General features: G+C 59.0%; 26 protein-coding genes. 3 read left to right on the top strand and 23 right to left on the bottom strand.

Annotation, left to right across the window (positions count from 1 at the left end):
• The first annotated feature begins 97 nt into the window (after positions 1-97).
• Both QMX93_RS02225 and QMX93_RS02220 read left to right on the top strand, forming a co-directional pair.
• A complete protein-coding gene (locus QMX93_RS02225) occupies positions 98-1,198 on the top strand; it encodes an acyltransferase (RefSeq protein ID WP_212546176.1) in 1,101 nt (366 codons plus the stop codon).
• Positions 1,199-1,254: 56 nt separating this feature from the next.
• Positions 1,255-1,437 carry a hypothetical protein gene (locus tag QMX93_RS02220; RefSeq protein WP_212546177.1) on the top strand — a complete coding sequence of 61 codons (183 nt, stop codon included), beginning with the start codon at positions 1,255-1,257 and terminating at the stop codon, positions 1,435-1,437.
• 62 nt (positions 1,438-1,499) lie between these two features.
• On the opposite strand, the gene QMX93_RS02215 is transcribed toward QMX93_RS02220, so the two are convergent.
• From QMX93_RS02215 to QMX93_RS02115, 21 genes are all read right to left on the bottom strand, one after another.
• Entirely contained in the window at positions 1,500-3,359 is a 1,860-nt protein-coding gene (locus QMX93_RS02215) for a hypothetical protein (RefSeq protein WP_212546178.1), read from the bottom strand.
• 61 nt (positions 3,360-3,420) lie between these two features.
• Positions 3,421-6,420 (bottom strand): host specificity factor TipJ family phage tail protein, encoded by a 3,000-nt coding sequence (locus QMX93_RS02210; protein ID WP_282352211.1) that lies wholly within the window; start codon positions 6,418-6,420, stop codon positions 3,421-3,423.
• Positions 6,417-6,797 carry a nitrite transporter gene (locus QMX93_RS02205; RefSeq protein WP_212546180.1) on the bottom strand — a complete coding sequence of 127 codons (381 nt, stop codon included), beginning with the start codon at positions 6,795-6,797 and terminating at the stop codon, positions 6,417-6,419. The genes QMX93_RS02210 and QMX93_RS02205 overlap by 4 nt, the downstream gene beginning before the upstream one ends.
• Positions 6,794-7,276, bottom strand: coding sequence for a DUF1833 family protein (locus tag QMX93_RS02200; RefSeq protein WP_212546181.1), 483 nt, complete (start codon positions 7,274-7,276; stop codon positions 6,794-6,796). The genes QMX93_RS02205 and QMX93_RS02200 overlap by 4 nt, the downstream gene beginning before the upstream one ends.
• Positions 7,273-7,725 carry a hypothetical protein gene (locus QMX93_RS02195; protein WP_212546182.1) on the bottom strand — a complete coding sequence of 151 codons (453 nt, stop codon included), beginning with the start codon at positions 7,723-7,725 and terminating at the stop codon, positions 7,273-7,275. Before QMX93_RS02195 ends, QMX93_RS02200 begins: the two co-directional genes overlap by 4 nt.
• Positions 7,722-10,649, bottom strand: coding sequence for a phage tail length tape measure family protein (locus QMX93_RS02190; protein WP_282352206.1), 2,928 nt, complete (start codon positions 10,647-10,649; stop codon positions 7,722-7,724). Before QMX93_RS02190 ends, QMX93_RS02195 begins: the two co-directional genes overlap by 4 nt.
• A 59-nt stretch (positions 10,650-10,708) precedes the next feature.
• Complete coding sequence (locus tag QMX93_RS02185) at positions 10,709-10,957, bottom strand: hypothetical protein (RefSeq protein ID WP_212546184.1); 249 nt, start codon at positions 10,955-10,957, stop codon at positions 10,709-10,711.
• A 17-nt stretch (positions 10,958-10,974) separates the two neighbouring features.
• The gene (locus QMX93_RS02180) at positions 10,975-11,445 is read right to left on the bottom strand and encodes a hypothetical protein (protein WP_212546185.1); all 471 of its coding nucleotides are present in this window, start codon (positions 11,443-11,445) and stop codon (positions 10,975-10,977) included.
• 79 nt (positions 11,446-11,524) lie between these two features.
• Positions 11,525-12,685, bottom strand: a complete 1,161-nt coding sequence (locus QMX93_RS02175; protein WP_282352197.1) for a phage tail tube protein — start codon at positions 12,683-12,685, stop codon at positions 11,525-11,527.
• 70 nt (positions 12,686-12,755) lie between these two features.
• Positions 12,756-13,148 (bottom strand): phage tail terminator-like protein, encoded by a 393-nt coding sequence (locus QMX93_RS02170; protein WP_282352195.1) that lies wholly within the window; start codon positions 13,146-13,148, stop codon positions 12,756-12,758.
• Entirely contained in the window at positions 13,145-13,720 is a 576-nt protein-coding gene (locus QMX93_RS02165; protein ID WP_282352192.1) for an HK97 gp10 family phage protein, read from the bottom strand. The genes QMX93_RS02170 and QMX93_RS02165 overlap by 4 nt, the downstream gene beginning before the upstream one ends.
• Entirely contained in the window at positions 13,721-14,077 is a 357-nt protein-coding gene (locus QMX93_RS02160; protein ID WP_282352187.1) for a hypothetical protein, read from the bottom strand. It abuts the gene before it with no gap.
• 3 nt (positions 14,078-14,080) lie between these two features.
• Positions 14,081-14,470 carry a protein singed gene (locus QMX93_RS02155; protein WP_282352184.1) on the bottom strand — a complete coding sequence of 130 codons (390 nt, stop codon included), beginning with the start codon at positions 14,468-14,470 and terminating at the stop codon, positions 14,081-14,083.
• 40 nt (positions 14,471-14,510) lie between these two features.
• A complete protein-coding gene (locus QMX93_RS02150) occupies positions 14,511-15,056 on the bottom strand; it encodes a hypothetical protein (RefSeq protein ID WP_282352182.1) in 546 nt (181 codons plus the stop codon).
• 55 nt (positions 15,057-15,111) lie between these two features.
• Positions 15,112-16,140 carry a hypothetical protein gene (locus QMX93_RS02145; RefSeq protein WP_282352181.1) on the bottom strand — a complete coding sequence of 343 codons (1,029 nt, stop codon included), beginning with the start codon at positions 16,138-16,140 and terminating at the stop codon, positions 15,112-15,114.
• 14 nt (positions 16,141-16,154) lie between these two features.
• Positions 16,155-16,850: a hypothetical protein gene (locus tag QMX93_RS02140; protein ID WP_282352179.1), complete on the bottom strand. Its 696-nt coding sequence runs from the start codon at positions 16,848-16,850 to the stop codon at positions 16,155-16,157.
• A gap of 68 nt (positions 16,851-16,918) precedes the next feature.
• Complete coding sequence (locus QMX93_RS02135; RefSeq protein WP_282352176.1) at positions 16,919-17,110, bottom strand: hypothetical protein; 192 nt, start codon at positions 17,108-17,110, stop codon at positions 16,919-16,921.
• A 28-nt stretch (positions 17,111-17,138) separates the two neighbouring features.
• Positions 17,139-18,182 (bottom strand): minor capsid protein, encoded by a 1,044-nt coding sequence (locus QMX93_RS02130; RefSeq protein WP_282352173.1) that lies wholly within the window; start codon positions 18,180-18,182, stop codon positions 17,139-17,141.
• Entirely contained in the window at positions 18,175-19,638 is a 1,464-nt protein-coding gene (locus QMX93_RS02125; RefSeq protein WP_282352171.1) for a DUF4055 domain-containing protein, read from the bottom strand. Before QMX93_RS02125 ends, QMX93_RS02130 begins: the two co-directional genes overlap by 8 nt.
• 7 nt (positions 19,639-19,645) lie before the next feature.
• Positions 19,646-21,133, bottom strand: coding sequence for a terminase (locus QMX93_RS02120; RefSeq protein WP_115148345.1), 1,488 nt, complete (start codon positions 21,131-21,133; stop codon positions 19,646-19,648).
• 1 nt (position 21,134) lies between these two features.
• Complete coding sequence (locus QMX93_RS02115) at positions 21,135-21,659, bottom strand: hypothetical protein (protein ID WP_115148346.1); 525 nt, start codon at positions 21,657-21,659, stop codon at positions 21,135-21,137.
• Positions 21,660-21,766: 107 nt separating this feature from the next.
• Between QMX93_RS02115 and QMX93_RS02110 the strand changes: the two genes are divergently transcribed.
• Positions 21,767-21,955: a hypothetical protein gene (locus QMX93_RS02110; RefSeq protein ID WP_115148347.1), complete on the top strand. Its 189-nt coding sequence runs from the start codon at positions 21,767-21,769 to the stop codon at positions 21,953-21,955.
• Positions 21,956-22,203: 248 nt separating this feature from the next.
• Here the strand turns inward: QMX93_RS02110 and QMX93_RS02105 are convergent, their stop codons facing one another.
• Together QMX93_RS02105 and QMX93_RS02100 are read right to left on the bottom strand one after the other, a co-directional pair.
• Positions 22,204-22,581, bottom strand: coding sequence for a hypothetical protein (locus QMX93_RS02105; protein WP_282352159.1), 378 nt, complete (start codon positions 22,579-22,581; stop codon positions 22,204-22,206).
• On the bottom strand, positions 22,578-22,901 hold the full coding sequence (locus QMX93_RS02100) for a phage holin, lambda family (protein WP_282352157.1): 324 nt from the start codon (positions 22,899-22,901) through the stop codon (positions 22,578-22,580). The genes QMX93_RS02105 and QMX93_RS02100 overlap by 4 nt, the downstream gene beginning before the upstream one ends.
• Positions 22,902-22,954 lie beyond the last annotated feature (53 nt).

Here is a 22,954-nt window from a genome sequence, read left to right as displayed (position 1 = left end):
GACAACGTTTAATGTGAAAATTCGGCCTTAAAAACCAGACATTGATAACACTTAGTCTTTCATATCAAATATTTTTAATACATAAAGGAATTTATGGATGTATTACGGAATTCATTATTTGCGAGGAATTGCCGCTCTAATGGTGGTAATGCATCACTGTGCTAAATATCTACCCGAGAGCATTAGAGCACCAATATTTGGCGGCGCCGCATCTGGTGTAGACATTTTCTTTATGATCAGTGGTTTCATAATTGTAGTTGCCACGCAGAAAGCCGAAGCCAATACGACGGCAAGGTTTATTGGAAGAAGGGTTTTCAGGATATATCCAGCACTTGCTTTTTGCATGTTGGTAGGATTTGCGACTATATACACCGACAGATCTTGGCTAGATATAGGGCGAGCCATCGCGCCGCTTCCAATTGATTACACAATGAACGCACCGGCATTTGGCTACAACTTGATGGGGCCCGCATGGACGCTGACCTATGAAATTATGTTCTATTCGTTCTTCTGCCTGGCAATGTCAATAAACCATAAGCACAGAGCGTTAATTGCTGCGCTCATTATGTCGATACAGTGTTTTGCGATACAGACTTACTTTAACGGCGAATTCAGCTTTTCCGCGTACACACAGCTAAAAACTGACGGCGCATCCCCGATCTATTCCTACCTTAAAAACGCATCGTCGCCGATGTTTTTTGAGTTCATTTATGGAATGCTGATAGCTGAGCTGTTCCTACGCTACAAGCATCTAATAAGCAAAAAAATAGGATGGGCTGCTTTGTTGTTTGGCTCGTCCGTATACTTGTGGCTGTACGCGTCACAAAGCACGCCAGGGTTCGGAATTACCTATTTCGGTATGTGGTCGGCGTTCTTGTTCGCCGGTGTATGTATTTATCAGGCCGCAAATAAAACCTCTCGATTCGCCCCATTGGTGTTTCTCGGGAATATTTCTTATTCGATATATATCTCACACTATGTTGTTATGGGAGTGGTCGAGAAGAACAACCCACTTCAATTCTCAAGCTGGGGCAGCTTGTCGCAATTTGCGTTTGTAATTTTCGCCTGCATAATTACAGGTACGTTCGTTCATTTAGTCATAGAGAAGCCTTTTATAAAGATAGGCAAGGCGATCACAGATCCAGCAGTTCGACCTATACCACAGGCTAGAGCCGAAGTCACACCACAGAAAAGGTAAACAACAGCCAAATGTTCATTTACTACATGACCATGCTTATAACGTGGCTTAACAAGATGAGTGACGATAAAAGCACTGAAGAACAGCACAGAGAAGACTTTGAGGATGAGGCTTTTGCTTCCGGTGAATTCAAAGGAATACGATTCACGAAAAATGCAAACGGCGAGTACAAAGACGAACGCCTTCAGAAGCGATGGGAGGCGTATCTAAGCATGGCCAAGGCTATCGATAACGCATAGCTGTTACGGTGCGCCAAGAGGCGCACCGCATTTAAGCTCGAAAAGCCTTCCCAATTATCGACTTAGAACTGAATAGAGATCCCATCCAGGAATAGCTGGCTCAGTCCGGCCGGGACGGAAGGTTCGACTGTCAACTGGAAGTCGTTAAACCGCACCGGAACGATTGTAGGGACGCCGCTAACAATACCAACGCACGGGAAGTACGCTTGCTTCCCGGTGGGTTGAATATTGCAGAACACCTTGCTGGAAAGCGTCCCGGAAAAGCTGCCGGACATTTTAAGTGATTTCCCCGGAACCACCGTTCTCTTGGCTCCCGTTGCGGAAAATCCATTCTCACCCACCAGAGGCAAGTCCTGACTGTTGCGGCAATTGCCACTGATGTTGCCGCAAGCAATAGTCCCGAGACTTCCAAATGCCACGTCGATGGTAAATACCGAACTGCCACCGCGAAGACTGAAGTTGTTCCATGTCCCGATGCCGGCAAGGGTGGCCATTGACGTTCCGGTGATAGATCCGTCAGTTATGACGCCATGAACGCCGTCAAGCTGCCATCCTTGCACGCTTGAACCGATAGAAATGACCTGGCCGGTAAGTGGGTTTGTTGCCCGCAGGTTGTTAAGCTGAACGTCGTAAGCGTAACCGTCCATTAAGCAGCCGCGTTGCGATCGGTTGGACGAAATGTCGGACGCCTGGATATCGCTGATCGCCGGATCGCTGATTAAGCCACTACCCTGCACCCTCAGCGCCTGGCCGCCGCCCGTTTGGTGATAGCCGATTACCTTCACGTTAGAGCAGGCATCAGTACTCGCGTGGCAGTAAACCCCGGAGGCCTCGGTATTGCCTGCAGCTGCAGTGTGACGACCACCGATGACTTCAATCCCACTGCAAACGCCGCTACCAACACCGCCCGCCGATGCCGGCAAATCGCCCTTTGGGTAGACCGCCGCAGTGCGAATGGCATCCGCCTCTGGGTTGATAATCTTGATGTTTCGTGACTTGACCACCACACCGAACTGCAGCCGCCCCGTATAAGGCGTGCGAATCCAGCCGCTGTTAAAGCCCTGCACAAGAATGCCGTGCTTGAGGTTGGTAGTGTCAGGCCCAAGCATTGCCACGTCGTCTACGATGCAGCACGTACCATCAAGACCGGTCGGCGAGTTGATGACCAGGCCGTCAGTGCCTGCCACGCCGCGGTCAATTCCTTGGTCAATGCCGAACTTGCCGCAGATCACGGTATCGGCGCGCACCGCGATACTTCCGGTGACTACGGTGCCGCCTACGAGCTTTCCGAGATCGGAGGTTCGGTTAGGACGCCCCTTGCCAACGATTGTCACCGTGCCGTAGGCGGTGACGCTCTTATTGCCGATGTTGTACACGTCTTTCGAGCCAAACCGCACCAGGCCTCCGGTGGCGGCGATCATGGCGTCAAACCTTGCCGAGTCGTCCGCTCCTGGGAAGTCATCGATGTTTCTGGTTTCGTCGAACTTATCCTGCGCGCTGCGCTCCCGATAAGTGACTTTGGTACTGCCGCTGTAAATCCCCAAGGCCTGGCGAAGCGCTGCATCACCAACCGCCTGAAGCTTCGGCGAATCGGTTGCCCAGGTGCCAGTCAGCGTGAGCGGGATGTCTGCTGCGCTCATCACGCGGTACAACTCGCCGCTTCGCTGAATCAGTTGGGTTTGGCGCTGAACGATAACCCCGGCGCCGTACACCAGATAGGTCGACTCGTACCCCTGAGCAAGCAGGTAGTCAGTGACCTGCTGCATGATTCCGCGCCAAGACCTGATTGGCACCCCTAGGCGATTGAGGTATTGGTTGAACGGCCCGGTGAGAAGTAGATCGAGAATCCCGGCATTGTCTACCAGGTCGCGGGGATCGACAGAGCCATATGGGCCGACAGGGTTTCCGGTGTTGTATGGCATGTTTTCTCCAGGCATAAAAAAACCCGCTCATTGGCGGGTCGTATTGATCGAATGTTTGTTGCTATGTCGGTGGGAAGTTGTCGTCGTCGGCGTAAAGCTCTTCCGAGTACTCGGTCGCACTTACCGCGCAGGTGCCGTCCTGATTGGGAGTGATTTCCGTGATCATTGCGGGGTAGCCGACCTGCTCGCTAGGGCCGAAAAGGAACCTGGCCGGCTCAATGCTGAGGTCGGTTATCAGGTCGAAGTCGATCGCCCAGGAAGGAACGCGAACCTCGAACCAAGTAATTTGCTCGGGAGCAAACAGCCTCGTCACCGTGCCGTCATGGCGTCGGATCAGCGCACGCGGATTGGAAACTGACCAATCCATTTCCTCTGTAAGGGTGAGGACGTAGCTGTCTCCATCGGCGTAGAAGTCCGTGATCAGTGCGCTCTTGGTCGTTCCCGGAATGTCGTCGGCGAGCGTGACGTGATCCAGGTCTTCAAAGACCAAGGCGTCAAGCTCGGTATCTACGCTGTAGCTCCATCGAGCCAGTTGATACTTGCGCAGCTGCCGCATCCCGATGCGCCAGGCGCGTGTGTTGTCGGTAACGCCGTTCAGCTGGATCTTGTCCACCTTGAGCCCAAGGCTTCCATCGAGGCGGCACTGCCTTACCTCCTTCTTGTTGGTGTATTGGTCGACGTACTCGACATCTACGCCGTCGAAGTCGTCCGGACTCGGGGCGACAAAGGCTGAGCTGAGTTCGCTGGTCATTTCATGGGGCGTAATAGCCCCGCGAGACGACTGAATTCCCTCGCGCCTAACGCCAAGCAATCCGTCGCTGATGGTAAGGTGAGACATGCCGGCGGTGAAGATCCCTGCGAGCACGTCCCGGGCGGATGCCTGCTTTTCGTGGGACATGTCGTACAGCTCGCCCCGCGGCTGCCAGTAGGTGTTCTCGGCATTCTGGATTGAGTCGATATCGATCAGCGAGGAATCAATCCCGAGGCTGTCGCACACATACAGCGCGGCATCCTTGATAGAGCGAGTGGTGCCGGTATCGTAGATGCGAACAGGCACGCAGTTGATCTGCCGCTCAGACTGGGCGCTCAGGCGATCGCCCCCCCGGAACTCCATGGTCATCGCCGTGACGCCCGGGTACGACGACTTCGCTGGAAGCTTGGTGCGCAGCCCGTACCATTGTATGGCGTCACGTACTTGGCCACCTTCGACCGGCGTCACGCGGCGCATTTGAAACTCAGGTCGCAATGGATACGGGAACGTCACGGACTCAGTGAATCCGATCTGGTCGGGAGTGCCATCGGTGTAAGTGTGCGTGATGGTGTTCCATGCGCCAGCCAGCGCAGCATCCCTCCAGCGAATTTGAACAGATTGCGTGGTGGTTTTCAGTCGCGCCTTTTTGTCGTAGTAGCAGAGCCCTTGGCTGAAAAAGATGTCGTACTCGGCCGCAGTTGCCAGTTCGTTTTCCGGGCAACCCATGAAGGAGCCGATCCAGTTTGCGCTACCGCCGCTTCCTGCCAACGAGAAGTCGAGAAGCGTTCGATCGGTGAACCCAACCCATGAAGCATCGACCGCGCCGGTATCGGTCAGGCGCCGGATGGTGGCCGTCAGCCCGCTTACAGATTGGATTGTGTAGCGCAGGCCTCGATAGCCCAGCGCCAGGCGCTGCTGACCTTCTGGAAGGCCGGCGAATGGCGTGCCGCTGTCGTAATTAAGGGTGATAAACGCCGAGCGCTCAGCATTGCCTCCAGTGGATGCCGCGCCGGTCACATATACGGGGGTCGAGCCAAAAACCGAAACCGGTGCGCTTGTCAGGGAGATCGCGCCACCCTTGTAAGGGCTCGAAGGCTCAAGGATTTTCAGCTTGCCGGCGCTGTCTTGCGCTACAAGGCCGATACCGGAAAGCTGTGCAGTGACCGTCGATACCAGCGCCGCCATCGATGCGTAGTTGGCATTTAGCGAGATAGTCCGAGTAGCACCCTGAAAGACCACAGACCAGGCGACGGAGGTTGTGCTGAAGTTCAGCGTTGTCGGCGCCGCGCTGGCGGTGACAGACGAGGCCGTGCCGCCAATGCCTGGAACCGGTGGGACATAGGGCGAAAAGCTCGCCACGGTCAGGCTCAGGTCGTCGTCGTAGCGAAGCGTGACTTTCATCCCGACAAAGGGCGCAAGGTCTGCAATCTGCCCGGCGATCCGGCTGTAGTTGCCGGCATTCGTGATGGTGTAGGTATCAGGCGCGGACAGCGTGATCGACGTGCCGAGCCCCCACTGATCAGGGAAGGCCGGGCTGTTTCCGATCAGGCTCAAGGCGCCGCCACTGATAAACATGCTGTCAGCAACGACCGCAGAGTCACTTGGCGCCGTGCTGGCCAGATCGAGGCCTGCCGTGCCTGCACCGGTGCCGCCGACCTCGTTCACGCGGAACCAGTTTTCTGACCGTGCATCGGCAGGCAAGGTTTCGCCTGGGCCATAGATCGTGTAATTAAGATCGGAGCCGAACGCTGCAAATGGAGTTTCGCCGATCTTCATCAGGCTCGGCGCCATGGACAGCCGGCCAACCCCGACGCACAGGCAGAGCGTGGTGTGCATCTGCCGTTTGTTCACGAACCGGGAAATGGGCTGGGTCAGGTAGTCAGGGAAGACCTTCGCACGGCCCAGCACTTCGCGGATCGGTGAGTTCAGCTTTGCTTGGTTGGCTGTAGCTGTTGCGGAATCAAGCTCATCACCTTGGGCGTTGCTCTTGGCCTTCGCCGCCTTCGGCATGGTCAGGATCATCACAATCGAGACAGCTGCCAGCGCCACGGCTGCCCATGCCGCAATGACCGCGGCACTGGCCCGAGCCTCCGGGTAAATGCGCAGATCCGTATCAGGATGAACCGTGAACGATGTCCACGACTCAAGAGGCAGCGGCTTGCCGTCGACATCGATGCAGATCGGCTGAGGACCTTCCATGCTGAAGCCTTTGGCCTCGCTCGCCAGCCAGGTAGTGAGCAGGACGGGATTGTCTACGTCGTGAACCTCCAGAGGCTCACCTTCAAGGCGAGACGGGTAGATTTTTATCACTTGAAATACTCCACTCGCACAAATCTTCGTTTCAGCCGGGAAAGCGGAAGGCGGGTAACGCCGTGTTTCGGGTTGATTTCCAGCGCCTCCAGCTCTTTGCCATCCATGACCACGACGGCCACATGCTTGAGCAGGCTGCCGCGGTAGCAGGCGATGAGCGCGCCAGGTTCTGGCTCGCAGGGCTGAAGCGTCGGGAACCACTGGCCAGCAACCTCGACCATTGATCCGTCCCCCTGCCGAGCGCTGACCCATTCCGGCCAGTCGGCCAGGCCCATGTCGCGCCTGACCTCCAAAACAATCCCGTAGCAGTCGACTCGCGGCCACACTCTCCCGCCCTCGCTGTACACGCCAGCGCGGTATTTTTCGTGATCGATCATTGGTAGTACCGAATACCTGGGGCGAAGCTGGCGGTGTAGAAGAGGCGCGGCCACGCCGTTTCCAGCAGGTTGAAGTAGCCGGCGATGATCTGCGCCTCGGTGGCGGTGATAGACCCGGTTTTCACCTTGTAGCCGAGGATCTTGGCCGGAGCTTCGAGATCGGTGTCGATGTACTCGCGATAGATCAGCTGGATTTCTCGCTTCTCCTTTAGCGCCTTGCGAATGAACGCAGAGACGCTTCCGTCGATGTTGCACAGCGCGAATTTCAGATCCTGCTTTCCATCACTGCCGCGTTTTGGGAGTGCGACCGAGATGCCGCACGCGGTGAACAGCACCAACTGACCCGTTTCAAGCCTTGCCTCGAAGTCTTCGAAGCCGTTTGTTAGGTAGTGGCTCACGACGCCATCAGTTACCGCCAGCGTTCCCCGAAGGATCTCAGGGCCGCTGCTTGAGTAGATCCTGTTGAGTACGGCGCTCATTCCGGCCAGTTCCGATTGATGGCTACGTCGAGCATTCCCGCATTCAAGAGGAACTGAGGCGCATAAATGGCCCAGCCACCACGGAGAATCGGTCGCTCCCACAGCACAAGCGTTGCTGAAATGGTCCAGTTATTGACGCCAAACAGCACTGGGCCTTCGTATCCATCCTTGAATTGCGCCTTGTACGGAAGAAGACCTTGCGGCGTCCTCAGTTCGCACTCGAACCACTGACTACCCGAAAGCAGCGCATCCTCGACCCATGACTCGAAATACTCGGCCTGAACCGAGTCGAGCATCCACTGAACCTTTGCCTCGGTCGGAACCGACGCATAGTTGCGGCGAACCCTGGCCCGACCGGTCTGCATAGTGGTTCGCTTTACAGCGCTGACCGGGGAAAACCCGTAGCCATCCCTCAGCGGGTAGGGGAGTTCCTTAGGGTAAGTAATCATCGGATGGCTCTCCCTACTCCGAGCATCTGCTGAATGGCCTTCGCCTCTTTGCCGTTTTCACGGATGTTCGCGACGAAGTAGTCAGTGACCCACTTCCCGTCTATCTGGCTCGACCTGCTTTGGCCGGCCCGGCTTGCGTCTTCGTGAATGTTTACGACCGGGGCCGATCCCTGAAGCATCTGAGTTGAATCGGGACCACTACCCTTGGCGCCTGGCTGAATCGGGGAAACGTTCCCTTTTCGCAGCGCTTCAACTGCCGCCACGCCGCCAAATTTCCGGATGTCCTTCTGACTCCAAACGACTTCGCCCTTGTGGACGGTGCCGGCTGGATCATTCACGCCACCCGAACCGGTGTAGCCACCATCCGAAAAGCCAATGCCGGCGATGTTGGCCACGTTGGCCGCGGTAGCCACGCCCACGGCTGCAGCTGCCGCGAAGTTGAACGGAGGCGGGAATGCGGCCAGGGCTTTCTGCACGGCCAGATAGCCGTCCATAGTTGCCTGAACGATTGCCGCCGCCTTGCCGATCGCTGCAAGCTTCTTGTTGCCGGACTGGCTGAGGCTGGCCATGTTGCCGAAGAAGTCAGAAGCGCCCACCAGCAATGCTTGGTTTTTGGCTTCCTCGATCTTTTGTCGGTTTTGCGTGGCCTGCTGCTCGATGTTCCCTATGCGCTCGGCATAGGTCTCTTCGTTGATTGCCTTCAGACCCAGATAGGCCTGCTGCTTCTGAAGCTCGGTAGCGCGCCACTGGTCAATCTTGGCGGCATCGGCGTCCAGTCGATCTATCTCGCTGAACGCTCCACCCACGGAGGCATCCAAGCCGGCGGCGGCGGGCGCCTGACTCACACCCTCAACCGTACCGGGCTTCTGCGCCGACTGAAGGTTGATGTCGCGAATCTTGATCATCGTCTCGAGGCGCTTGGCGGCTTCCGTGTTGCCTTGGCGCTCGTATTCCGCCATCTGCGCGGCATCGTCCAGGCCGGACTTCAGCTGATTGGCTTCGCGTAGCTGGCCGGTGAGGGTCAGCAGCTTCACCTGATCATCGTTCGCCTGCTTGATGCCCTTCTGAATTTCAGCCTCACGCTCAAGGCCGGCGTTCTTCTTCAGCTGTGCGGTTATCAGGTCTTGACTGGCCAGCAGCGACTTCTGATCGGCGGTGAGCGTCTGCTTGCTTTTGATATCCGCAAGCTGTTGCTCCCACTTAATCAGCGCCTGAGCCTGGGCGCCCACCTTCTCGGTGGCGATGCCTTGGCCATTGATCGAGGCGAGCTGCTGGGTCAGAACGGCATTGGTCTGCCGCGCCGAATCCAGCATTTTCATACCAGCGTCTTCGGTGTAGGCCTTTGCCGTTGGCTCTTTGTACTTGTCGCGAATGGCCTTTTCGGATGCATCGGCGTCGGCTTGGGCGATCGTGTAACCGGCAGCGCGAGCCGCGTTGATGCGCTTCTGATCTTCGAGCAGAGCCTTGTTCAGCTTCTGCTCGCGAGTTCCGCCGGCCTCGATACCCTTCTGAAAGTCCTCGTAGGCTTTCTGACCGTCGCGCTGAATGCGGGCGTTATCGCCCTCAGCCTTGCCCTGATCAGTGAGCAGCAGCTTTTGCTTCTCCAGGAGGCTGAGCCGGGTCTGCAGGAATCGAGTCGAGTCGCTGTCAGCGCCGAGCGTGCCGGGGAACATCTTGGCCGCGAAACTATCCTTGCGATCTTCCAGCAGCTGCTTGGTGTTGGCGATCTGCTCGTCGAGCGACTGCTGACGGCCAACGCCGAGCATGGCATCCCAGCCGCTTTTGGCTGCGCCCGTGATCGCATTCCACGCGGTCTCGATGGTGCCCAAGCTTTCCTTGATGGTCTTGGTGCGAGCCTCCAGCGCTTTGGCGTAGGCATCCTGAGCGATGGCCGCGGCCTGCTCCTTCTCGCCCATCTGCTCGGCTGCACGCACCTGCTCATAAACCGATGCGGTCAGGAAGTTGTATTTATCGTTGAGCGTGGCCAGCGTCTTGACTGGATCCTCAGCCAATGCGGCGAACTCGGCGACGGTATCCGCTACCGCTTTGCCGGTGACTTGCTCGAAGCCAATGGCCGCCGAGGCGATCTGCTCGAAGCTGGTACTGGCAATCTTGCCATTCGATGCCAGCAAAGCCAGCGTCTCGGCCGCCTTCCCGGTGGTGCCCACGCTCGCGCTGATCGTGGTCGCCATGCCGGCAAGAGCTAGCGCCGACGTGCCGGCCGCGTTGCCAGTGGTTACGATGCCGAGGCGATAAGCATCTGCCTCTTTGGAGCCTTGGTAATAGGCCAGGCCCAGCGTGCCGACCGCGGCGGCGGCCACAGTGAATGGATTGACCAGGCCGAGGATGTATCCGCCCATGGCCTTGGCCGCCGGGCCGACCCCGCCGAACATGTCTTTGAGCTGCCCGCCCTGCTGCAGGAATACGGTCAGCGGGTTCTGGCCACCTTGGAGCGACACGGCGATGTCAGTGAATTGAGCAGGCACGCCGCGAAGGGCTGCAGCTGTCTGCTTGGCTGTGTTGCCGGTGCGAGTCAGCGAGTCGTCGAACTGGGTCAGCTTGGCCCGGGTTTGGTTGATCTTGGCCTGATACTCGTCATATGTAGCCTTGTCGAGCTTGCTGCCGGCTGCATTTCGATGCTTGGCAAGCGCCTGCTCCTGCTTGTCCAGGTCTCCGAGACGGCGGATCACTGGATCGATCTGCCCGAGCAACTGCTCAAGCTCATCCGCTTCAGCTGATACCGACTTGGAAGCCTTGTCGGCGCTCTTGCCCATCGACTCCATTCCGGCGCCGGCTTTGTTCAGTGCTGGCTGAATGGCAAGGCCCGCATCCTCCAGCGCCTCCAGCGCCTTGCGCGTGTCCGCCGCTTTTGTTTCGGCGTCGCGGCTGTCCAGCTCAATGACGAGGCGGGATGTTTGGGCCATTGCCTTTTCTCCAGGTATAAAAAATCCCGCCGGAGCGGGTTTCGGGTGTCAGGCCTTGGCTATGACTTGGATTCTTCATCAGCCTCAAGGCAAAGCGCGTCGAGGGTGTAGACGACTTCATCGATCTCGCGGCGCGACATGGCCGGCGGGTGAGCCTCCAGCCAGTCGGATATCTCACGTGCCGCCAGCGGGAGCGGGAATGCGCCAGCCATCGAGCTGATGAACCGGCGCCCGCGGGCAATGTTGCGGAAGGTGTTGAGCAGATAGTCGGTTATCGGGTCCGTTTCCGGCTCATCCGGGACCGCCATTCGCAGCCGCTCGTAGATCAGTCGGCGCTTTTCTGTGTTCCCGCCCCACTCTTTTTCCCACTCGAAGCGGGCAACGACTTTCCCACCGTCTCCGCCAAGGCCTGCTGCGCTTCAAGTGCGGCATTGCCGGCGGAAGCCAGGACGAAAAGGAAGAACTCAAGGTTCGAGTTCAGCAACTGCTCGCAGATATCAGGGCTGAAGTCGAGCGGGTTTCCGTCCGCATCCTTGACGCCGGTCCAGTCCTTGACAATGAACTGACTGAACAGCTTGCACTGGGTCTGGTTTTCGGTCGTCTCGCCAACCACTACACCGACCTGACCATGTTCGAACTGGGCATCTGCACTGCGCAGCTTGCGGCGCTCGCGCTCAAGGGCGACGACGTAACCAGGGTTATCAATTCGTGCCAGCAACACTTTGGTGTCGTCGTCATAGGCGACCCACTTGGTTTCCGTGGTGTTCTGGTCTGTCTTTTTCATCTGCAAAGCCATGCGAAGTCCTCACGCCACGCCGAAAAAGGACCGCCCCGGCTGGCGTTGGTGCCGGGGCAGTCAAAGGGGTCAATCGGTGTTACGAGACGGTGATCACCGACGTGCTCAGCTTCGTGCCGTCGTATTTGCTGGTAGCGGTGATGGTCGCCGTGCCAGATGCCACGCCAGTGACGAGACCGGTAGAGCTGACGGTCGCCTTGCTCGGGGCGCTGCTCGACCAGATCACGTTCTGCGGTGCGCCAGAAGGCAACACCGAAGCGGTCAGCTGCTGAGTTGCCGCTACGGCGACAGTTGCAGTGCCTGGAGCCACGGTGACGCTGGTCGGGGCCACATACGGAGCACGGGTAATGGTCGGCGCGATCTTGGCCACGGTGTAATTCAGTGTCAGCTCGATCAGGTCAGTTTTGCCGCCACTAGGTAGCTCACCGTCGACCTCAACCGCCGGGAAGCTGAAGGTGTACTTGTTGCCCACGCTGTCGGTGATAGGGAATTCGACCGCCACCGGCTTACGGGTGAAAGTGTTCTTCCAGATGCCCCAGGCCGTGGCCGACCATGCCATCGTGATAGTGCCGGTGATGGCCGCCTCGGTGGCGATCTGCGCGCCCGGGCCGAGCTTTTCAGTACCGATGCAGCGCTGAGCCTGAAGGCCGTTGTCGAGCGATGCGGTCATGCCAGAGACGCACGCCTGAGCCTCCATCGAGGCGCCATCGATCAGCAGCGTGCCGACGTTGCCATTTGCCATAAACGGAGTGGTCGTCGGGGCGCCCGGAGCCAGAACAATCGGCGCATTGCTGTCCGTGTAGTCCAGGCAGGCGGTGCCGAAGGTGACAGTCACCTTGCCGTCGCTCGGGATGTCCAGAGCAAAGGTCGGGATATGAACGCCCTTGAACAGCGAGTAGACGCCCACGTCCATGTAGTTCTTGGCGATACTGAAGGTGTGGCGAACATCGCCCACGGTCAGCACGTTGCTTGCCCAGTTTCCGTAAAATGCGGCTTCCAGCAGTTTGTCGAAGCTGCCGTAGGACAGCTCGGCCGTCAGGTCGCCGCCGATGTCGGTACTGGTCACGACCGAGCCCTGACTGATGCGCGAGTCGGTGATCTCGTCGCTGGTGGCAGTGTTGACGGTCGGGGTCATGGCGTTGCCGGTCAGCCGGAGCGTGTCCCAGGTGCCGGTGCTGGGAGTAACGCCAGGCGTAGACTCAGCAATGATGTAGCTCGTAACTTTGGCGCCGCTCGACATAGTGAGTCTCCAGATTGCGGACATGAAAAAGCCCGCGCGCGGCGGGCTGTAGTTGGTGTGTTGCGCTGGGTCAGCCTGCGCGGAAGCGGATATTCACGTTGACCTGATAGAAGCCTTCGAACTCGCCAGCCGGGATCTGGCTCACCTCCATGCATTCGAGGTCGCCCGATTGCCAGTAGGCAAAGTGCGCTTCGAGCTGATCCGACAGGACGTTGAGAGCCTTGAGGCCGGTGCCGACCCGGGCGAAGCATTGGATGCTGATCTGGCCAGGCTTGCGGGTGTACGGCTTGTCTGCCATGCCAGCCATGAAGGCTGTTGCATGCTGGATGTTCAGGCGGCACCAGAGGCCGTCAGCCGGCGGCGTGAAGGTCTGCGTGTTCGGGTAGTCGATGCTGGCTTGCGGCAGGCCTGTGAAGGCGACCATGCGCGCGGTGATCAGCTTGCGGATGTCTTCGTAGGTCATCGGTAGGCCTCGCTGACGCCGATCCATGCCAGGTCATAGACGCCGCCCGGGGCCTGGGTCGAATGCCCGAGTTCGAGCATTTCGCCGTAGGGGCTGTTCGTCTGGATGTAGATCACTGGGTAATTCCCTGACGCCTTGATCATCATCGCGCCTTTGTTGATGGTGTCGCTGCCGGACGGGTCGACGTTTTCGGCGACTGTGAAGTCAGGCGATCCCACCGAGACGATGTGACTGCCGCGGAACGTCCCGCCGATGTAACCCTTGCCCGCGGCCTTGGCATCGACAAAGAAGTTCTCCTTCCGCTCACGCTGGGTCAGCTTCTTGAATTTCTTCTTGCCGGTGTTGGTCGCGTTACGGGTGTCGACATTGGCGTCGTAGGCATCAGCCAGAGCCGTGTTCTGCGACCGAAGCTTGGTGTTGGCCTTCCACAAGTCCGGGTTGCCCACGGGCGAGCGGTTGACGACTTCGGTCAGCATGGCCATGGCGAGCACTCGCACATGCTGCGTCACGTCCTCGTCGATCTGGTCGGCGAAGTCGCTAAGGCTATGGCTCCATCCGGCTTTGGCGTTCATTTACGTCTTCCTCAGCTGGATCTCGTAGTGAGCGCCGCACGGGTCGACCTGGACATTAATCACGCTGAAGCCGTTGATCGTGTGGCCCACGGCCGGCGTTCCGGTCGTTTCGTTGGTGAGCGCGATCAGCAGCTGGTCGGTGGCGAGAATGTTGATTCCGTCCACGGCCTGCGACTTGAAGGCGTCCATCACGCCGCGCCCGGTGTAGGCGATGACGACAGGATCGGTGCTGACTTCTTCGACCGGGTCCCATGTGCCGGGCAGCGTAATGCCACCGCTGAACGGCACGACCGCATCAGCCAGGTCAGTGTCGAACGCCTCGGCCAAATCGGCCTGGATCTCTTCGCGCATTCCCATGGGTCACCTGTACACGTCGAAGCCGAAGGACGACCGAAGCCAGGGATTCAGCAGCGCCAGAGCGAACTGGATACCCTCGGCCTGGGCCTTGGTAGAACTGGAGTCGATCGCGCCGAACGTCTTCGAGGTCGTTACCGATCCTGCCTTGACGGTCTTGGCCTCCAGCGATCCAGACGACTGCTGCTGATACAGGATGCCGGCGGCAGCGGACTTGGCCAGTTCGGCGCCTGCCTGCTTGACCTCTTGCGGGATCGCGCCCATGTCGACGCCGGAGAGGTTGAGCGAGGTCAGATAGGCATTCGCCTGCAACACCGCCCGGGCTTTCTTGTCATCTGGAGCCCACGAAGCCCCGAGGATGGCGTCAACGTCCGCCACGGTGATGTAGGTAGCCATCAGGCCTCCGCTTGAATGAGTGGGGCCGAAGCCCCGGGTGTTACTGAGCGCCCTTCAGCAGAGCCAGCAGTTCAGCCTTCGAGTCGTTGGCCTTGTAGGTCACGGACTTGGCGTCGAGCTGTTCCTTGATCTGCACGACGGTCAGCTCGTCGAGCGGGTCGGTCGCAGCGGCCAAGCGATCTTTCTCGGCCTTCGCCAGCAAGCCGTCGACCTGCTTCTGCAGCTCTTCCGACTTACTCACCGCAGCGTTGCGGGCATCTGCCAAGCCTTGCATGCTCGACTGGATGCCGGACAGGGCCTGATACAGGCGCATCGCTGGGCCTTCGCCTTCAACAGGGTTCAGCACGCCCGCTTCAAGATCAGCGGCCAGCGCGTTTACGGCGTCGAGCTGCAGAGCCTCGCGGGAAGGCTCGGCACCTCCGCCACTGTTGCGGCCGCCACCTTCTGCGATGCGCGATCGAGCATGATCGACGCCGCCGGTTTCGCCCACGGTCTGCGGGCCGACAGTGATCTTGCCTTCATCACCGGAGAAGCCCCAGCGAGCCTTGATGTTCGGGTCGATGTGGTTGTCTTTTTTAACGGTCATGGTTTTCTCCTGGATCAATGCTGCGCGGCGGGTAACTCACCCGCCGCGCGCCCGGTTACGGCGTTGGCGCGGTAACGAGGGAGGTGATGAACGCCATAGGCACCTGCTTGCGAGCGAACTTGCGCTCCCAGTTGGTGGCCAGAGCCAGATCCGCCCAGTTCGCCGAGATCGGGCGAGTGGTGGTCGGGGTACCGGTGATGGTGGCGCTGGTGAACGAGAAGCCCAGCGGATGCACAACGAAGTTGCGACGAGTCCACAGGGTTTCAGTACCGCCACCATTGCCGCGATCCGGCGCACGTTCGTATTCGAGGCCGTCCAGACCTTCTGGCTGCTCTTCGGCGTAGCCGATAGCGCCCGGGCCGAAGATGATCGACAGGTACTTGGCGGTTGGGCCGGTGCCGATCACAGGCAGACCGTCGTCCAGAACGACCGGCATACCTTGGAAGCGACCGAACTCTGGGGTCTGATCCGCAACCGGCGCGAAGTCGATCTGGTTCTGGATCGACAGCTCGGTATGAACCGCCGAGTGCATGGCGATGACGCTCAGGCCGCCCAACTGGCCGGAGTAGTCGCCCATCGTGCCCTTGGCGCGGATCACTGCCGCTGGATTGATGATGCCGCCGGCGTCTACGACCATGTCGCCGCCATTGGAGGCGATGTTGTCGTTGTAGATGCCCACTGCAGTGGCAATGGTGCGGCGCTGGGCCACTCGCTGCCAGTAGGAGATCAGGCGACCTGCCACGAACTCCAGCGGGTCTTGCTTGGTGATGTTCTTCACCAGGTTCATGCAGTTCCAGCCTTCGTTGAGGTACGCGGCGCGCGCCTGCATGGAAGCACTGGTGACAGACAGCGGTACCGCGATGTCGGTGTACACGTCGTTCGAGTAGTTCGACTCGATGGACGCGTCTAGGTCAACCCACCACGGAATGGTGAAGGTGTTCGACGGGCTGGCCAGCAGCGTGGTCATGTCCGAGTTGGTGGTGAGGATGCCCGACTGGAAGAACGCGGTGCGCTCGACGGTGTTGACGGTGATGTAGTCGCGCAGCTCATCGCGGAACACGACGTCCGAGAGAATGGTTGGCATTGCTGAATTTCCTTTTACTTGGCCTCAGCAGCGGCTTTCATGCGCGCATGCTCGGCGGGGTTGGTTCGGCGAAGCTCTACGCGCTCCATGCCGGTCATTTGGTCCCACGTTTTGGTGGCCCCGCCACCCTTACCCCCGGCAGCCCCGCCGCCGTTCGCTTGCGTGCCGCGCACCAATGCTGCGTAGCGCGGCGCTTGCTGGAATTCTTTTGCCAGGTCTTCGAGACTGGCGATGGTCAGGTTGCCGGAGGCGTCCGTGACCTTGACCTGGCCTTCTACGATCTTCAGGCGGCGCTGGACGAACTCGGCGAGGATCTCGGCGTTTTCGCCATCGGCGATGCTGCTGGAGACCTTCGAGGCTGCCGACGTCAGGTCGCGTCGCTCAATGTTTGCGGTAAGTTCGGCCAAGCGCGTACGCTCTTGCTCAAGGGCTTGCTGAGAGCTGGTGTACAGCTGCTCGTATTCGCCGTTCGCTCGCTGCGATTCTTCTTGCAGGCGTCGCTGCTCCGCTTCGGCTGCGTCGCGCTTACGCTTTTCTTCCTTCTTCTCGGTGAGTAGCGTTTGCACTTGGTTGCGCAAGCCTTCGAGGTCATCGCTGCCCGTAGGCAAGCCCTCAACGACGAGAACGAAGTCATCGCCCATCGCCTTGTAGAGCGCCTGCATGGCCGCATCGAGCGCTTCGTATTCCGCCTTGCTGATCTTGTACTTCATGTCATCCCCCGGATGATTTGCCGTTGGCTCAGCCGCGGGCGTAAAAAAACCGGCTCATGGCCGGCTGGTTACTTGTCGCTCAGTTGCGTGAGCTGAAGGTCACACAACTTCTTCAAGTGCGATTGAAGGATCATCAGCGTCATCCCGTCCGCATCAACAATCGCCTGCGCGGTGTTGGTGATTGCTGACTCCAGAGGGTCGATGACGAATTGACTGGTCGAACCGATGATCTCGGCCGCCGGTGCGTTGCTTTCGTTCATAGGTGCTCCTGCCCCGGGAGGGGCTGAATTAAAGTCCCGCCCGCTCGAAGGCCAGCGGCTCAAGGTCTTTCAGTTGCTGCAGGTTCAGGCTCTTGCCGTTGTCGTCGACGAACTTGTCGAGGGTCAGGTCGCCCTTCGTGAACAGGGCATACCGCTTGGGCCCCAGAACATCGCGCTGGAAGGCGGCGGGCTGCCGTGAGAGCCAGTCCTGATAACTCGTCTTGCTGGACACCAGCTCAACGCCGTCAGGGCCGACCGAGGGCCGCGTCGAGCCTTTGATCTCGCGGGCAAACTCGCCTTTCAGCACAGGAAGCACGCCCGACCTGCAACCCCAATGCCCGGGCGGCTTAGGGTCGTCCCAAGCATAGATATGCTGGTCCCGAGCCTGGCACATCGGACTGGTGTGTGAGTCGAGCGTCGATATCCAGCGCCAGCCCTCCAGGATGTCGTCATTCGCCTTGAGCGTTTCCATGCGCGCCGTGCTGGCGACATGGTTGGTCATGGTGCGGACGAGTGACGACGCCTGATCCTGATGCAGCTGGTGAACGCTGGTAAGGCGCCGGCCGATCTGCTGGCTGGTCTCGCCCAGGCTGGAACCGATCTGGATCTCGCCGATGATCTCGGCTGCCTTTTTGGTGCCGAACTGGTCGAGCGCACCACTGATGCTGATCCGTTGAACGCCCTTGCGGGCCTCCAGCAGCATCGGGTCAGCCAGTGCCGCCGCGCTCACCATCTCCGCCGAGGGCACATTGAACTGGACGACAGCCTTGATGACCTTGCCCAGCATCTTGCCGTTGAACTCAGCCTCATAGACCGCGAACTCGCCAAGGTCGAGCTGAGCCCTGCCCTTCATGTCGTCGTAAATGCCCCGCAAATCGCCTTGGAGCGTTTCTATCTGCGAGGTGTACCGACGCGTGCCGTAGGCGCTGAGGCCTGCCGTCACGCGCGCCTTTGCCGTATTGATGGCCTTGCTGATGAATGACGCCACCCGCTTTAGGTTTCCGCCGGCGTAGCGCTGGACGTACACCTGGTGCCGAGTGGTGGCATCCGTCAGATAGCCCTCACTACTCATCCTTCACCTCTGGCGGCTCGTTCGGTTTCAGCGGGTCGTCTTCGCTACCCGGCACCGGCGCCTCGCCCTCGCGATCGTCGTCAATGTCGTCGTCCGTGCGGTCAGACTCCAGCACACCCGCCTGACGCAGGTTCGTGCGCAAGTCCTTCTTGGCGATGATGCCCTGTTGCCAGAGCTGCATCTGAGCCAGGATCGACTGCGCGTCCATGACCTGATCGAAGAACTCTTGATTGAGCCAGAAGACGGTCCCGGTCTCGTCGATCGCATCCATCATGAAGCGCTGAGCATCGAACAGGGAAAGCCGCACAGCCTCGGACACGTTGCCGGCGATCGTGCCCAGCACCGAGTTATCCGAGCTGTACCGGATGCGAACAGCCTCTGCCGTCTCGGCGCCGCCGCCCTGCTGGACGATTCGAGCGCCGATCATGAGCATCTGATCTTCCTTGTCCTTCATCAGCTCGCGGGCGAGTTGAGTTTCCTTGGCCTGCAGCATCACCGCAGAGCCCTGCTTGCCGAGGTTGTGCCCGCGCCGCGAGCCGATGTGCATCCCGTTTGGGTTCAGCTTGATGAACTCGTCAGGCTGGATATCCGTAGTGATGAAAAGCGTCGGCTGCGAACTGATGAAGCCCGCCTCTTCCACCGTGGCGCTGTTGCCGTAGTGAAGGATGTTCACCTCGGCCAAGTCTTCCAGCGGCGCCTTGTCGATGCTGGCGTCGTTGTTCTGTGAGCCGAAGAAGTGGAACGGGATGTGATCGAATGACTTGCCCGCCTTGTCGGTCGGGTTCGTTTCAGTGCCGTCCGGCGTGTCCTCGGTGTACACACGCTGCACGTACTTGCCATCGAGCAGCATCAGCGCGCGGTATTGATCCTTGGCGGTGAACTCGAATCCGTCGAGCGTGGCCTCGTTGATCTTTTCGTGCAGCACCACCAGCGTCAGCCGACGTACGCCATCGATCACATCTTCCCGCCAGTTGACGATGCTCTCGGCTGGGTAAAAGTGAACGTAGGCACGCGCATTCGCGGCTTGGGCGACAGTGAGTGACGTCTGACCCTCGGGCAGCTCCACCTTCGGGAAGTCCACCAGCAGTCCGCCACGGCCAGTGTCGAGGCATTCGCCAGTTGCTTCCTTGCACAGTTGCTCAAGGCTTGATCCGTCGCCGCTGATGTTCTCCAGCAGGTATTCAACGGCTGATGGCAGCTTGATCTCTGCCGTCTTGCGGAACACCGCGCCCAGAAGACCTGTACGCGTGCGGCCTGTGACGTTGAGGAACATCGCCCGCTTCTTGAGCTGCTCATACCGCGCGATGTTCTCGGGCGACTGATTGAGCGGGTCAGGCATTGGCAAGTATTCGTTGTACTTGCGAACCTCTCGCGGCCCGGCTACGCAACGCTTGACCAGCTGCCAACCGGGCAAGGCATCGTCGTACTCCTGCCGTTTGGCGCTGTAGTTGGGCATATGGGCCTCAGAAAGTGAAGGTGACAGGAATGTGCGTCATGGTGGCGCGCTTCGTTTTGGCGACAGCGAAGTAGCGCCACGCATCGGCGGGGTGAGACGCCCAGTCGTGAAGCGGCCGATCTTTCCAGCAGCCCTTCTTGTCGTCCCACTCTTTGCGGTAGTTCTCCAGCGCCGTGATGCCCTCTTCGCACTTCGCCTCGTCAAAAGCACAGTGGGCGAGGATCTCGCGAGCCTGGTCGATACCGTCGTCGACACCGATTTTCGGCACGACCTGGAAAGTCATGCGGTAATGCTGTCCGTCGATCTCGTAGCCCTCGCGCGCCATTTCCCGGCGGGTCTTGGCATCGCTGCCGAATTCCCTGTTGTCGATGTCGTGCGGGCCCCAATGCTCGGAGTAGGTGTAGCCCTTGTCCTTGAGCACCTTCATGTAGTGCCTCAGGCCTTCCCCACTGTTTTGGTAGAAGTCGATGACGTGGTACTCGTTGCCGACCTGACGCACGAACCAGATGGCCGTGGAGTCGCCGACACCGATGTCCCAGAAAGTCATCACCGGCAGGTGGCTGTTGTCTGGCAGCGTGCCAATGCGCTGAGCGGCATACAGCTTGATGAACTGCTGGGCGTAGTAAGCGCCCTCGATCGACTGCTGGAAGGCTTCGGCCGGGATCGACGGGTATTCCCGCTTCATGTCGTCGCCGAGAGTCTTCTCCTTGGCCGCGTACCAGGCGCGCTGGCCCGGGTTCGTGTCGATGCCGTGTTTCGCGAACAACTCGTTAAAGTAGTCGGTCAGGCGCTGCGGGATGATCGCTTCGGTTGGATCGAGCCAATAGGCCTTGTTCTTCCACCAACTGAAAAAAAAGAACTTCCAGTCCAGCTTGCCGAGCGGCGTACCGGACAGGAGTTGCTTCTCGGCCGTCTGCGAGTAATCGAAGAAGTAGCCGGCCCGACCCTCTGCCGTCGATTCAATTGTGACAAAACAGTCGGTGGCCACCGCCTCAAAGGCACCGGTGACGATCTCGCGCGCCTTGTGCGGGAACTTGGCGCAGATCTTCCCGAACTCGGAGACGTGCAGGTAACGCAGTGTGCCGCCCCGGAACGAGGTGCTGACGTAGAGCGATCCGCCTTTGCTGAACACAAGCTCACCAGCAGCATCGTTAGAAGCAGGATTGGCAGCGCGGATCTCTTTCGGCAGGTTGTCGTAGGCGTATTTAACCTTTTCCCGGAACAGGCGCTTGGCATCGTTCAGGGTGTGGGCAATCAGCGCGCACTTGGCCGACTCGAACAGAGCGGCGTCGAGCTGGATGATGCAGCACTCAGTGGTGAAGCCGAGCTGCCGAGCCTTCAGGATGATGTTGCGGGTGTGCATCCCGTCGAAGTATTCGATCTGCTCGTCCGTCATCCGGAAGCGGGTTTTCTTACCCTGCTTGTCGGTGATGAAGTAGAGATTGTTGAGCCTCCAACGCTTGTCCCGGAGCAGCTTCATGTGCTCGGGCTTCATGTCAGGCGTCCTTCGATAGTTCATCCATCATCGCGGCCAGGGTGTCGACTGTCTTGTCGCCCTCTTCCGTGTCGAGGTTGTAGGCCTGGCGTTCGCCCTTAATCACTTTCAGTTGAGCGTCGACACCTGCGTTGAGTGAGCGGGAGAAGTCGCCGATGTTTGCCTCGTTGACCGTCATGGCCTGAAGCGCGGCGCTGAGCTTGTTCGCAATGCCTCGCCACTGAGCTAGATCAACCCGGTGCGCGAGCACTACAGAGGCAGCCTTGTCGGAAGCTTCCTCAATAATCTGTTCTTCGGTTACCAGCGGATCGTCTTGGTAACTTTCCGTGGTAACCGCGTTGGTAACCTTTCGCTTGGCTGCGGCTCTGACCTTATCCGTCAGGTCGCGCACCCAGCCTTCCTTCTTCGCTCGCTTGGCAATCGCTACGTGAGAGATATTGCTTTCTTCGGCGATTGCGCGAACTGAAAGCGAACCGGCCCGGTAGGCTCGTTCGATCGCCTCCCAGTCGGGTTGCTTGGTTTTCATGGGAATCCTTATTAATCTGGCTGACCCAGCAGCACATCAACCTTCATTTCACTAATTTAGCATTGGTCTATGGTTAGTCGGCCAACCAAAGCGAACAGGACGCTCGGATGATCGATCGAATAACTGAGGGATTGGTAATGCAGGCAGCCAGGGATTGGGCGGCACGAAGGGACAAAAGCGATGCGACTGCCGTAGCTAACGCGAGCGAAACAATGGCCGCGCTTAAGGGCAAACTCAGCAAAGCGGATTACGACCAAGCACTGATAAAGCTTTATCGTGAGTACGAGGAGTCGTGAAGCCCGCGTCCTCAGGTCTACGTCATTCTGGGATGCACCTCAGCACTCCAGTGTCGCGACACGTTTGCTTGGTCGCGAACCGTGTCGCGACCTACTTGCTCTGACTGCGCTTGATCTGCGCGTCCACCTGGTCGGCACAAGTGTCGAGCAGCTCAATGGCTCGATCCTTCAGCGCCCACACATCCCCGTTGAGTCGCAGATCCGTGTCATCGGTATCTATCCGCTCGCATGAGATCAGCTCAGGCGCTTCAATTCTTACCGCCCTTGCCTGGGTTACCACTGCTGGCTTTCCCGCGCAGGCCGTCAGGAAGAGGCTGAGCAGCCCAATCACGAACAGGCTTGCTGTTGCGCTTGAGTTCTTCAAAATTCTTCTCCGCCTTTTTGGCTTTGGCTTGGCTGGCCTGCAACCGCTTGTTCAGGTCTTTCTGGTAATCGGCGTTTCGCTGAGCTTCAGCGCGTAGCGTGGTGATCGTGGCCTGGCTTTCGAGGTTGGCGGCGAGAGCGTCATCCTTGCTCTTGGTCTCGATCTTCATCTCGTCGCGCAGGGCGATTACCCGGTACTGCTGAATCCCGACGAGCAGGACGGCGACCAGCGCAATGATGATTGCTGCAGCGAAGGCCTTCATGCGGCATCCGCCTTGCGACCGAGGAAGCGGGTCACCAGCTCGCGAATGGCTGTCACGCCGAGGAACCCAATAGTCCCTCCGGCAGCAACCGACAGACTGGGCGGCCAGGTCATCCACTCGATCAGGCTGGACGCAACGAGGCTCAGCGATCCACAGATCAGCGATTCGAAAAGAATCCGACGCTTACTGGTTTCCTTCGCGTCGTACATCACGCGAAGCAACGATACGGTGATGGCCATGATTGCGCCCTGCCAGAGCGGATTGCTCAACGCCAGCCAGATCTTGGCCCAGGTGTCTGGCTTATCAGGCATGGTAGGCATCCGAGTTGCCTCCCCCATGGGGAGATTGATAAATCCGGCGTCCGCTGCACTCC

Source organism: Pseudomonas sp. PS01303, from assembly GCF_029959385.1.
GTDB lineage: Bacteria > Pseudomonadota > Gammaproteobacteria > Pseudomonadales > Pseudomonadaceae > Aquipseudomonas > Aquipseudomonas rustica.
Note: the sequence above shows the minus strand (reverse complement) of the source record. Positions and strands in the feature narration are given on the sequence as shown.